A 13,585-nucleotide genomic window follows, 5' to 3' on the forward strand; every position below is an offset into this window, starting at 1 on the left:
TGCGTACGGCATCCACCGGGGGTATTTAGCGTTCAAATATAACGTTCCGACTAGCGGTTATTCAGCACACGCACGTTGTAGCGGTGTAGGAACGCCGCCATCGCGCCACGCTCAATCGGCTGAACCGGGCGGAACGAACCATCCGGCCAACCCGTCGTAATCCGCTGATCGGCCAACCACGCAATCTCGCGGTAGAACTGGCTGCCGGTCGACACGTCGCTAAACGGCGATACCGCAGGAGCCGAATATGCCGGCGAACCCGCGTAACGGTAGAAGAACGCCGCCATCGCGTCACGGTTCACCGCATCATTCGGGCGGAACGTACCGTCAGACCAGCCGGTCGTAATGCCGCGGGCGCGCATCCACTCAATCTCCTTGTAGAACGGGTGGTCGCGCGGCACATCCTTGAAGCTCGGGGTGCTCGGCGCGGTGAACTGCGGCGAACCCGCCATGCGGTAGAAGAACGCCGCCATCGCGCCGCGCTCCACCGAACCATTCGGGCGGAACGTGCCATCCGGGTAGCCGGTCGTAATACGACGCTGAGCCAGCCAGTTAATGTCGTTCACGAACGGGTAATCCGCCGGAACATCCTTGAAATGCGCGCTCTCGGCGGGAGCCTCGGAGGACGACGACACACGCAGAACCTGCGCACGCTCACCGGCCGCACCGTTCACGCCCGACAGGTCGCCGGTCGCGTTGTGCATGTGCAGGAACAGGGCAGAGCCCTTCGCCTCACCGCTGCGGTGCGCCACCAGGTTCGTGCCCGGTGCGTCCACGAACAGGTTCGGAACGCCCGCCGAATCGCCGCTGAACCACAGCGCCGGGGTGGCGTAGTTGAACGACACTGACTCGGTCGTATCCACCACGGTCGTGGCGGAGAACGCGCTCGCGGTGGTCACCGAGTACGAAATCTCGGTTGACTCAGCCTCGGGGTCCAGGCCCAGAACGCTCAGCGGAACACTCATCACCAGGGTGTTCGAATCCATGATGTTCGTATCGGTATCGCCCCAGGTGCCGTTCAGCGGGTACAGGGCGTTGGCGATTGCGTGCCACTTGCCGTCCAGGCCGCGCTGCGAAACCTTCACGAGCGGGTAGTCCAGGCCCTTCTCGCGCACCGTCTGCAGGCGGTAATCGGTCGTGCCATCCTTATCGGTGTCGATGAAGACGTAGTAGGTGCCGCGCGGGGTCACCTCCGACCAGTTACCCCAGGTCGAAATACCGAAGGACAGCTGCGCCTGCGAGGTGTCCTGACCGGCAGCCTTCAGCGCCGCCACGTTCGAGGTGGCACCCACGTACTGCAGGTCCATGCGGGAATCCGAACCCACACCCAGCTTCGCGGTCGGGATGCGCGGGCTCGAAGCACCCAGCTCGAAGGCACCCAGCAGGGAGCGGTAACCGCCCTGATTCACGGCGGTGCCCTCAACGGACAGGCGCTGCTCCAACGCACCGGCGCCGTTCGAATCGAAGTGGATATCCGCACCGGCCACGCGCAGCGCGCTCACCGGCTTCGGGGCCACGTGCAGGGGCATACGCAGGGTCTTCACCGCGGCCGAGGAATCAGCATCGGTCAGGATCAGGCGGCCCGAGGCGCTCGCAATGTACTGGCGGGCACCCGAAATGGTCACCATGCCGGTCGAGTAGTTCAGCGAATCCTGGGTCGGGTACATCGAGGGGTCGATGGTCTTCTCAAGCTTCGACGGGTCGATGCGCACCGTCACGGTGAACGTGGCGGTCTGGCCGGCACCCACAGACACCGACTGCGGGTAGGAGAACTCCACACCCGGGATGCTCGTGCTGCCGTCGTAAGATACGGCGTAGGTGTGCGCCACCGAATCGGTGTTCTCAACGCTCACACGGTGCTGCAGGGTCTGCACGCCGGCGTTCGGGGTGTACTCAACCACGCCGAAGGTATCCGAAACCTGCTCGGGGCGGGCGGCGTTGAACAGCATCACGCGGTCGGCCACCGCCGCACGCGTGTTGATGCGGCCGGTACCCACGCGGTCCACCGCGTAGGGGTTGCCCCAGGCATCCTGCATGCGGTGGTCGGCGGTGTTCATGATGGCGGTCTTAATCATGCGCGGGCCGTACTCCGGGTGCGCCTGCATAATCAGCGCCGCAACACCCGCCACGAACGGCGTGGACATGGACGTACCGGTCTTTACGGTTGCCTCGGTACCGCCGCCAACCAGGATCGAGGAAATGTTCGTGCCCGGTGCCGCAACGTCCGGCTTCGTGATGCCGTGCGAGCCGTGCATACCGCGCGCGGTCGAGGTGTTCGCCTGATCCAGCTTGCCGTTCTGCACGCGAATCGACTCGCGCAGGTTCTCGCCGAGCTGCAGGGTCAGGTTGCCCGAATCAATCTGGGAGGAGAGGCGCTCCACCTGGCTCTTGGCCAGACGCACGCCCGGAATAGCGGAGTTGCCGCCGATGGCGGTGTCGCCCACCTCCGTGTCGGAGGCGATGACCACGCCGGTCGCGCCGGCAGCCTGCAGGTTATCGAAGCGCACGCGCGAACCGCAGGGGGCGGTGCCGTCGGCCTCAGCCCAGTCGATGAGGGCCCACTTGCCCTTCAGCGCCGCGGCCTCCTCCTCGGTGAAGGCCTCGCACGCGTAGCGGTTGCGGGTTGCGGCACGCACCACGGTGCCGCGCAGCTGCTCCTCGGTCGCCTTCGAGTAGTCGAAGCTCACCGAGTAGTCGCCGTAGGTGTCCGCCTCGTTCGCGGGGGAGAGAATCTTCACGCGATCCGCCATCTGGGTCGAACCAATCGAGTTCGCCACGGTCAGGCTGTAGGCGCTGGTGCCGGGGCCGCCCGAGTTGGAGTAGGTGTCACCCACGGCGTTGTAGTTGTTGGCGTTACCCGCCGCAACCACGGAGAGGATGCCCTCGCGGTAGAGGGAACCGACCGCGTAGTTCACGGTCTCGTCGAACACGCCGAACTCGTTGCCCAGCGACAGGTTCGCGATGTCGGCGCGGTCGGAGAAGTCGCCGTCATCGTTGGGATCGAGCACGCGGTCAAGGCCCAGGGGGACAAACGCGGTGGTGCCCTTACAACCGAAGATGCGCAGGCCAATCAGCTGAGCCTCCGGTGCGGAGCCCGGGCCGATCTTCATGTCCTTGAGCTGCTCCTCGGTGAGCTTGGAGTAGTCGCCGCGGAAGGTCGAGCCATCCGCGTTCACGCCGTAGCCCGCCGCGGTACCGGCCACATGGCTACCGTGGCCGCCGCAGTCCAGCGGGTTCGCGTCCGGGTGGGGAGTGGAAGTCTCCTTCTTAGCGGAGTTGTAGTCGTCACCGACCAGGTCGTAGCCGCCCAGGAACTTCTTCGGGTCGTAGGTGCCCTCGGGAATCGTGTCGGAGGCTTTTGCCTTCTCGTAGGCCTCCTTAGTGCCGGGGCCGCCCAAATCGGCGTGAGTGTAGTCGATGCCGGTATCGAGCACCACAATCTTCACGCCCTTACCGGTGTAGCCGGTGGAGGCGGTGTTCTGCGCGTGCTGCTGAGCCCACACGGAGAGCGTGTCGGTATCGAGCACGGAACCGGTGTTCTGCGGCGCCATGTCCTCAATGATGCTGATGCGCTCAACATCGGAACGGTTCGCCAGCGCGCGAATCTGCTCGACGTTACCGTAGAGCGCCACGCCGCGCATCGTGTTGTGGGTGGTGTACAGAACCTGCGCGCCGGATTCCTTCGCGGCGGAGGCGCCCTGCTGCTGCACGCTGGCGCGGATTGCCTGCACCTGTGCTTGCGCGTTTACGGGGGCCTGCGCGCGGGAGCGGACCGCATCCGGCTGGGTCTGCGCGTACGCACCCTGACCCTTGAAGCGCACGAACACGGCGCGTTCGCCGGTTGCGCCGTCCAGGCTGGGGGAGAGCACCTCGGTCGGGTTCGGCGTCTCGGCGGATGCGCTACGCGGCGCATCCACGTCACCGCGCACCACGCCGGGTGCGGCGTACGCCTGGGTTCCGAAGGGTAGGGAAGTCAGCCCGAGGGTCAGGCCCAGCACTAGGGCGCCACAGCCGCGGGCTACGCGCCGAAGTCCTCGCGGTGGCCGCGAACCCTTCGGAGCGGGGGTAGCTTCAGGGAGAATAGCCACTGGATGCTCCTTGATTCTCTTGTAATGGTGTGTTTCTAGGGGTCTTCGGCCCGTGCTTCAACGACGGGGTTCAAGCGGGCGCTGAAAGAACCCTCACCATTGTCTCAAGGAGATGGGTGTTTAACCTAGTCAGACTCGTGAAACACCGCGGTGCGGAACGTAACAACGGCGAGGGGGCCGTACCGGGCAGCATTGCTGCACGCGGTACGACCCCCTCGCCCTTGACCAGAATCAGCCGTGACCGGAACCAGCCGTGACTCACCGGCACCTCAGCCGGGGCGGCATCCCGGCCCACGCGGTGAGCCGGTCAGCCAGTCAGCCGGTCAGCCGGGCCTCACTACTGGTCGGCGCTGTACCCCAGCACGCTCGTGCCGTAACGGAACACGAACGCCGCCATAGCGTCGCGGTGCACCGGCTCCACCGGGCGGAACGAACCATCGGGCCAGCCGGTGGTCACGCCCTGCGAGGCCAGCCAGCTGATCTCGCGGTAGAACAGGTTATCCGTCGAAACGTCCGTGAAACGGGCCTGGGCGGGAGCCTCGTACGCGGGCGAGCCGGCGTAACGGTAGAAGAACGCGGCCATCGAGTCACGGTTCACCGAGGAATCGGGGCGGAACGTGCCGTCCGACCAGCCGGTCGTGATGCCCTGGGCCTTCATCCACTCAATCTCCTTGTAGTAGGGGTGGTTGAGTGGAACGTCCTTGAAGCTGGGCGTACTCGGGGCGGTGAACTGCGGCGAGCCGCTCATGCGGTAGAAGTACGCGGCCATGGTGGCGCGGTCCATGTTGTTCAGCGGACGGAAGGTGCCGTCCGGGTAGCCGCGGTCAATCTGGTGCGAGGCAATCCAGGTGATTTCGCGGTAGAACTGGTTCTCCGCCGGAACGTCGGTGAAGCGTGCCTCGTGGATGGTACGCGGAACGTCCACGACCTGCGCGCGGTCACCGTCGGCGACACCCTGCTGGGTCGTGCGGCCGCTCAGGTCGCCGGTGCCGTTGTGCAGGTGCAGGAACAGAGCCTGACGCTCCTTGTTGTTGTTCTTGCGGTGAACGGTCAGCTGACCGCCGTCGCGGTCCACGAACAGGCCGGGTACGCCCGACTCCTCACCGGTGAACCACACACCGGGGTTGAACGGGGAGAAGGTGATCGCATCCGTCGCATCGACGTAGGCGTTGCCCTCGTTGTACCAGGTGTCGGTCTGTACCGTGTACTTGATGCTCTGAGCCTTCTCAGCGGTCAGGCCCAGGTCCTTCAGCGGTACACCCAGAATCATGGTGTTGGTGTCCATGATGTTGGTGTCGGTGTCGCCCCAGGCGCTGTTCAGCGGGTAGCGAGCCACCACGGTGGATGCGTTACCGGAGATGGACCAGACCTTCACCAGCGGGTAGTCCAGACCCTTCTCTCGGGTTACCTCGAGCGTGTAGTCGGCCTTCGAATCGCCGGTGGTGTCGATCTGCACCTGTACCTGACGGCCCCAGTGCATGCTGTCCCAGGTGCCCCAGGTCGAAATACCGAAGAACAGAGAACCATCGTTCGGGTTCTTGCCGGCAGCCTTCAACGCCGGAGCATCCGAGGCGGCACCCACATACTGCAGGTCAACAGCCTGGTTCGAGGGCAGCTTCAGCTGGCCGGTCGGAATACGGCCGCTGACCGCGCCCAGCTCAAACGCACCCAGCAGCGAACGGTAACCGCCCTGGTTCAGGGTCGTACCGCGCAGAGTCACCGTGGACTCCTTATCGGCAATGCCCTTGTAATCAATACGGGACGCATCAACACGCATCTTCGAGACGGGCTTCGGAGCCACGTGAATCGACTGGCGGATTGCCTCGCGGCCATTCTCAGAGAAAATCAGGCGACCAGAAGCGCTCGCAATGTACTGGCGCTTGCCGGCAATCAGAGTCTTACCGGTCGTCCAGTCCTGAGCGACCTGGTCGGCGCTCATCGCCGGGTCCATGGTCTTCTCCAGCTTGGAGGGGTCGATGCGCACGGTCACGGTCACGTTCTTACGCTCACCGGCACCCACGCTCACCTGCTGCGGGTAGGAGTACTCCACACCCGGGATGGTCGTGCTTGCCTCGTAGCTCAGAGTGTAGGTGTGAGCCTGCGAATCGGTGTTGTCCAGAACGATTTCACGCTGAACAGTCTGAATACCCGAATCAGGGGTGTACTCCAGCACACCAAACGCGGTCGAAACACGCTCGGGGGTCTTCGCATCGTACGCAATAACCTTCGCGTCCACGGCGGCGCGAGCATTCACCATGCCCGTACCCACACGATCCACCGCGTACTGCGCACCCTGCTCATTCTTGATCGGGGTGGACGCGCCGTTCATCAGCGCAGCCTTAATCATCTGCGGGTTGTAATCCTGATGCGCCTGCATCACCAGGGCGGCGATACCGGTCACGTGCGGGGTCGCCATGGAGGTACCGGTGAAGGAAACACCCTTATTACCCGTGCCCACAGCGGCAGACACAATCTCAGTACCCGGTGCCGCAAGGTCAGGCTTAATGAAGCCATCGGAGCCGTGCTGACCGCGAGCGCTCGAGGAATTCAAATCAAAAGCGTGCGAGTGAGGACCGCGGCCCGAAGCCTTGTAGTCCAGGTTCATCTCGACGGTCACCGGACCGGCAGCCAGAGCCTTCTCCAGGTCCTTCGTCGAAGAAGCAGTCAGACGCAGACCCGGAATGGTCGTATTACCACCAATGCCGATCGTGTAGCGCTCAGCCTTACCGGCCATCACCACGCCAACACCGCCGGCAGCCTGAACGTTATCGAAACGCACCTTCGAACCGCACGGGAACGACAAGTCGTCCTGATCCCACTCGAAGTAAACCCACTTACCCTTCAGGGCCTTCGCCTCTTCAGCGGTGAAAGCCTCGCAAGCGTAACGGTTACGCTTCGGCGCGGCAACAACCTCGCCGCGCAACTGATCAGCGGACGCCTTCGAATAATCGAAGTTCACCGAATAATCACCCTGCAACCACTCCAAACCAGTCTTCGTGGTCACGCGGGCACGGTCAATCGGCTGAGTGGAGCCGTAGGCGTTCGCCACCGACAGCGCCGCAGCAGCATTCGCCGGGCTACCCGAATCGGAGTAGGTGTCACCCACACCGTTGTAGTTATTGGCGTTACCGGCAGCAGCCACAGTGAACACACCCTGGCGCGCCATCGTATCAATCATGTACGACTCAGGGTCGTCAGCCGGGGCGAACTCGCCACCGAGCGACAGGTTCACAATGTCGGCGCGGTCAGAGAAATCACCGTCACCATTCGGGTCCATCACGGTATCGAGCGCCTTCATCACAACACTCGAATTGCCGTAGCAACCGAACACACGAATCGCCAAAATCTGAGCCTCAGGAGCAGTACCGGGGCCAATGGACATGCCCTTCAGCTGCTCCTCCGTCAGGTTCTTGTAATCGCCACGGTAAGTCGTACCGTTCGCCGTCACACCATAACCGGCGGCAGTACCCGCCACGTGCGTGCCGTGACCGCCAGAACCGAAACCATCCGGGCGGCAATCCAGCGGGTTATTATCCGGCTGCGGAGTCGACTTCTCAGCCACCGACGCATTGTAGTCATCACCGACCAAGTCAATGCCGCCAATGAACTTATTACGATCAATCAGGCCCGAATCAGCGGACGGAAGCTCCGTCATGGCCTTGGCCTTCAGATAGGCGTCCACGGTTCCGGGGCCGCCAAAGTCGGCGTGAGTGTAGTCCACGCCCGAGTCGACGATCGCAATCTTCACGCCCTTACCCGTGTACCCCGTGTGATCGCGGGTCCAGGTGGCGAGGGTCTTCGTGTCGATCTCGCTGCCGGAGTTCATGCGCTCCTTCGCGATAATCGGCGAAATACGCTCCACATCAGGGCGCTCCGCCAACGCACGAATCTGCGCAGCATCACCAGTAATCGCCGCACCACGCATCGCATTATGCGTGGTGTACATCAGTTTAGAACCAGAAGCAGCCGCCACAGACTGAGCCTGCGACTGCACCTGGGCTGCAATAGCCTGCACCTGCGCCTGACGGTTCGCCGGCGCCTCCTTACGTGCCAGAACAGCCGCGGACTGGGTCTGCTCAAATGCACCCTTGCCCTTGAACTGCACATACACGGTGATCTGGCCTTCAGCCTTCTGCAGGCCCGGGCTGATACGCGAGGCAGCGTCACCGGATGCGCTCGCAGTGCTTCCTTCGACCTGCTGGGGGCTCTGAGCGTGAGCTGCAGAGAAAGTGGCGGGAACGCCGAGAGTAAGGGCAAGAGCCGCACTCAAACCGGTCGCACCGACAGCCTTCATTCTGCGGCGTGGCGCATGAGGCGTTGTCATGGAATCCTCCTTCGGATTTTCTATTTTTCGATAGTGCTGTGTGCTCTGTGGTTGTGTATCGGTGATGCGCGGAGGCGGCCCCACCGGCAGACGACGAGTGAGTGCATCCGCCGGTGAAACCGCCACCAAAACTTGAGAGGTTCCGGGATTTTCAGGCCCCGGACCCTGCCGGTTCCAGGTATCCCTCCCACCCCATGCAGGAGGTGGGAGGGGGACCCGAACCATTCGCTACCGGTTAGCTACCGTCTAGCGTCCGGCGAGGTTCGCCACCTTCTCGCTGTAGCGGTAGATGAACGCCGCCATCGCATCGCGGGCGATGGGGGTCACCGGGCGGTAGGTGCCGTCGGGCCAACCGGTGCTGATGCCGGTTGATGCCAGCCAGGTGATTTCGCGATAGAACTGGCTATCGGCGGGCACATCCTTGAACGGGCTGGTCACGGGCAGATCAACGTGCGGCGAGCCGGCGTAGCGGTAGAAGAACGCCGCCATCGCATCGCGGTTGACCGGTGCGTTCGGGCGGAACGTGCCGTCCGACCAGCCGGTCGTGATGCCGCGGGCCTTCATCCACTCAATCTCCTTGTAGAAGGGGTGGGTGGTCGGCACATCCGAGAAGCTGGGCGTGCTCGGGGCGGTGAACTGCGGCGAGCCTGCCATGCGGTAGAAGAACGCCGCCATCGCGCCGCGCTCAACGGACTCCAACGGGCGGTAGGTGCCGTCCGGGTAGCCGGTGGTGATGCGACGCTGAGCCAGCCACGAAATCTCGGTGTAGAACTGGTCACCGGACTTCACGTCGGTGAAGCGGGACGGGGTGATGTACTCGTCCTGCTGTTCCTTGACGTTCAGCACCTCGGCGCGGTCGCCGGTTGCGCCGTTCACGCCCGAGAGGTCGCCGGTGCCGTTGTGCAGGTGCAGCAGCAGTGCCTTTGCGGGGGTGCCGGATTCGCCGAGCGCGGGGAGGGCGTCGGCGGAGCGGTGCGCCTCAAGGGAGCTACCGGGGGCGTCCGGGAAGAGGCCTGCCACGGAGGAGGAGTCGCCGCTGAACCACAGCTTGGGGCTGAAGGGGCGGTACTTGATCCAGCCGGTTTCGCTGACGTTGCCCCACTCGTACTGGGTGGTGGCGCTGACGCGGTACTGGATGTCCGGGTTGTTGGCGCTGGTCAGGCCCAGGTCCTTGAGGGGTGCACCCATCACGAGGGTGTTGGTGTCCATCATGTTGGTGTCCGTATCGCCCCAGGCGCCGTTGAGCGGGTAGTAGGCGAGCTCGACGAGGCTACCGTTCTTGTAGCCGTAGAGGCGAACCAGCGGGAAGTCCAGGCCCTTGGCGCGGTCGGTGACCAGCTTGTAGTCGGCGCGGTTGTTGCCGTCGGTGTCAATCTCCACGGTGAAGGTGTTCTCGTAGGAGACAACATCCCAGTTGGCCCAGGTGGAGATGCCGAAGCGCAGGGTACCGTCGTCGGCGTTACCGCCGGCTGCCTTCAGCGCGGGAGCATCCGAGGAAGCACCCACGTACTGCAGGTTCGCCTTGACGTTGCTGTTCAGCGACAGGGAGGTGGGGGCCACGCGGTCCACGCTCGCACCGTACTCGAAGGCGCCGAGCAGGGAGCGGTAGCCGCCCTTGTTGACCTCGGTGCCCTTGAGGGCGACGGGGGTCTTCTGCCAGCCGGTGTCTGCCTTCTGAGCCTCTTCGCTAGAGGGCTTCTGAGAGAAGGTCAGGGTGCGGTCGGCGGCGTGCATGGTGCTGACGGACTTGGGGGCCACGTGGATGGGCACGCGCAGGTTCTGGCCGTTGTCCTCGGCGAGAACGAGTCGGCCGGAGGCGCTGGCGATGTACTGGCGGTACTGCGCCGGCACGGTTTCAACGCCGGTGTAGTAGTCGGTCGCGTTCTGGGTGACGTCTGCCGCGGGGTCGCGGGTCTTTTCCAGCTTGGACGGGTCGATGCGCACGCTCAGGGTGAAGTTCTTGGTTTCACCGGGTGCCAGCGTCACGGACTCGGGGAACGAGTATTCCACTCCGGGAATATTGGTGCTGGGGGCGTAGGACAGCGCGTAGGTGTGCGCGGCGGAATCGGTGTTCTCCACCGTCACCTCGCGGGTGAGAGTCTGAACGCCGGCATCCGGGGCGTACTCGAGCACGCCGAAGCTCACCGAGGTCGTGTTCGGGCTCTGGGCGTTGTAGGCCAGGGACTTCGACTGCACAGCCGCAAGGGTGTCCACGCGTCCGGCACCCACGCGGTCCACCGCGTAGACGTCACCGGATTCGGTGCGCACATCGTGGGTTGCGGTGTTGACGAGGGCCGACTTGACCTGTGCGGGGGTGTAGCTCGGGTGGCTCTGAATGACCAGGGCCGCGGAACCGGTCACGTAGGGGGCGGCCATGGAGGTGCCGCTGAAGGTCACGGAGCCGTTACCGGTCGCCACCGCCGCGGAGGTGATGTACGAACCGGGCGCCGCAATGTCGGGCTTGGTGTAGCCATAGCTGCCGTGGAAACCGCGGGCACTCATGGGGTTCAGCTGATCCAGCTTATCGGTGTCCACGCGCAGGGAGGACTTCAGCTCGTTGCCGAGGCGCACGGTCAGGGGCTTACCTGCCGCTTCTGCTGCGGTGATCTGTGCACGCAGGTCCTTAGCGGCGGATGCTGCCAGGCGGAAACCGGGCAGGGTCTCGTTACCGGCAATACCCAGGCCGGGCTCCTCGTCATTGCCTGCAAGCAGCACGCCCTTGGCGCCTGCCGCCTGCAGGTTGTCGAAGCGCACCTTGGAGCCGCAGGCGAGTTCACCGTCATCTTTAGCCCAGTCGATGAGCACCCACTTGCCCTTTACAGCTGCCGCTTCGTCGGCGCTGAGGGCGTTGCAGGCGTAGCGGTTGTTCTCGGAGATTGCGGTGAGTTCACCGGTGAATTCCTTGCTACCTGCCTGTGCCCAGGGGTAGGAGACGCTGTAGTCGCCGCGTACCTTGCGGGTGGTGCCGGTGGCGGGGTCGGTCAGTTCTGCCGCATCCACGGCGCGGGTGGAGCCGTAGGCGTTAGCTACGGTGATTGCGCTGGCTGCGGTGGCGGGGTGACCGGAGTTGGAGTAGGTGTCGCCGCGCAGGCTGTAGTCGTTGGCGTTACCCGCGGAGATCACGGAGAGCACGCCGGCGCGGGTGAGCGCGTCAACGGCGTAGGCTTCGGGGTCGTCCTGCGGGGAGAATTCGCCGCCGAGGGACATGTTGACCACGTTCACGCGGTCGGAGAAGTCGCCGTCACCGTTGGGGTCGAGGGCGCGGTCGAGCGCCTCGATCACCACGTTGGTGCTGCCGCTGCAGCCGAAGACGCGGAAGGCGTAGATTTCAGCGTCGGGGGCGACGCCGGGGCCGATCTTCATGGTCTTGAGCTGCTCTGCGGTGAGCTTGCTGTAGTCGCCGGTGAAGGTGGTGCCGTCGGCGTTCACGCCGTAGCCCGCTGCGGTGCCCGCCACGTGGGTACCGTGGCCGCCGGTGGTGCAGTCGAGCGGGTTGCCGTCGGGGGTTGCGGTGTTGCTGCCGTCGTAGGCGTCACCGACGAGGTCGTAGCCGCCAGCAACCTTGGTGCGGTTGATGAGCCCGGAGTCTGCGGAGGGCAGCTCGGTGAGCTTGGATGCCTTCTCATAGTCTTCGAGCTTGCCGCTACCGCCGAAGTCGGTGTGGGTGTAGTCGATGCCGGAGTCGATGACGGCGATCTTCACGCCCTTGCCGGTGTATCCGCCCGCGCCGGCGGGGTTGGTGGTGCCGGTCCAGGTGGCGAGGGAGCCCGCGTCAATGGCGGCACCCGCGTTCTGGCGGTACTTGGGCAGGATGGGCGAGATCTTCTCCACGTCGGAGCGGCTGGCGAGTGCCCTAATGGACTCTGCGTCACCGCGCACTGCCACGCCGCGTACTGCGTTGTGGGTGGTGTAGAGGACCTGCGCGCCGGACTGGCTGCTGACCTGCTGTGCCTGGCTCTGCACCTGCGAGGCGATGGCCTGCACCTGTGAGCTGGTGTTGACGGGTGCCTGCGTGCCGGCGCGTACGCCTGCGGGCTGGGTCTGTTCAAAGGCGCCCTTACCCTTGAAGCGGACGAAGGCGGTCACGGTGCCGCTGGCGTTCTTCATGCTGTCACTGATGACCTGCTGCTTGATTGCGTCGGGGTCTTCGGCGGCCTGGGCGGTGCCGCCGAGTGCGGCCAGGGGGCTCAGCGCCATGCTGAGGGTGAGGACGCCGCTGTAGACCCTGCGGCGGGTCTGCGTGCGCCGACGTGGTGCACGCGGGGTGGGGGAGTCGGTGGTGGTCACGGTGCTCCTTTGCTTGGCTCCTGTGGTGTTTCTGGGAGGCGTTTGTGAATATGGTGCGGGTTGTCCCGCAGGTTATACCTGAGAATAAACCCTCAGATGTGAACCACAATACACCTTTAAGGGGTTGATAAAGGGATTTTCGGTTGTGCGCGCCACAAAATAGACTCTCATGACACATTGTGAACATTGAGAGTTCTGCCAGGTCCGTGTGGGATGGTGAAAGAAGAACCGTCGGTGTCGAAGGGAACCGGGGCCGGGCGGGGAGCCCGCCTCCGGCGTTCGCGTTCTGGATCCGATGGATCCGCGTAATATACGCGCACTAAAAAGTGTTCCACCTGCGCAAACACGTGGCAGGGATAGGATTAAGTTACGACCACCGCCGAAGGAGATTGCGATGACCGAGCACGCTTCGCAACAGTCGCGAAAAGAGCAAGAGTCCTACCAGCCCCTGTGGGATGACTCCTTGCCCGTTCCGAGCTACATGAACATCTCCCTGGGGAATGGCGAGGCCCCGGCCGAAGCTTCCCCGCAGCAAGCCTCGGAGAACACCGCATTACCGACCGCCGAGAGCGCGCCGGAGCGGGAGCCGGGAGTCTACTCTTACACCCCCACCCTCAAGGTGACGCCCACGCCAATCTTTGGCACGCCCGACCCCTCCCTCCAGCGGATGCACATTCAGGATATTCCGGGCACCCGCCCCGCCCCCGAGAGCGCCATGAAGGGCCCCGGCGCCGCCACCAACCAGCGGTTACCGGAAGGAACGGTCGGCTATATTCGCGAGGTGGATGCGCTGTACCCCGACGGCGCCCCACCACCTGGGAAATAACCCGCGGCGCATGGCTCTTTTTCGCCATCGTAGTCTTCTGCAACCCGCTGATTGACGCTT

Annotated in this window: 4 protein-coding genes; 1 reads left to right on the top strand and 3 read right to left on the bottom strand. The window is 64.2% G+C overall.

From position 1 onward, the window contains the following. Window positions 1-50: 50 nt before the first annotated feature. The 3 genes from ADJ95_RS06830 to ADJ95_RS06840 form a co-directional block, all read right to left on the bottom strand. Window positions 51-4,088, bottom strand: coding sequence for a S8 family serine peptidase (locus ADJ95_RS06830; protein WP_049333875.1), 4,038 nt, complete (start codon window positions 4,086-4,088; stop codon window positions 51-53). Window positions 4,089-4,425: 337 nt separating this feature from the next. Continuing rightward, entirely contained in the window at window positions 4,426-8,412 is a 3,987-nt protein-coding gene (locus ADJ95_RS06835; RefSeq protein WP_049333877.1) for a S8 family serine peptidase, read from the bottom strand. A gap of 246 nt (window positions 8,413-8,658) precedes the next feature. Further along, window positions 8,659-12,699 (bottom strand): S8 family serine peptidase, encoded by a 4,041-nt coding sequence (locus ADJ95_RS06840; protein WP_053088819.1) that lies wholly within the window; start codon window positions 12,697-12,699, stop codon window positions 8,659-8,661. A gap of 394 nt (window positions 12,700-13,093) precedes the next feature. Between ADJ95_RS06840 and ADJ95_RS06845 the strand changes: the two genes are divergently transcribed. Beyond that, window positions 13,094-13,525: a hypothetical protein gene (locus tag ADJ95_RS06845; RefSeq protein ID WP_049333879.1), complete on the top strand. Its 432-nt coding sequence runs from the start codon at window positions 13,094-13,096 to the stop codon at window positions 13,523-13,525. Window positions 13,526-13,585: the final 60 nt, after the last annotated feature.

The organism is Rothia mucilaginosa (assembly GCF_001061665.1).
Lineage (GTDB): Bacteria > Actinomycetota > Actinomycetes > Actinomycetales > Micrococcaceae > Rothia > Rothia mucilaginosa_A.

Bases quoted from the DNA above. Each gene is read 5' to 3' on its own strand.
- ADJ95_RS06845 (WP_049333879.1), top strand. From the start codon at position 13,094: ATGACCGAGCACGCTTCGCAACAGTCGCGAAAAGAGCAAGAGTCCTAC.
- ADJ95_RS06835 (WP_049333877.1), bottom strand. From the start codon at position 8,412: ATGACAACGCCTCATGCGCCACGCCGCAGAATGAAGGCTGTCGGTGCG.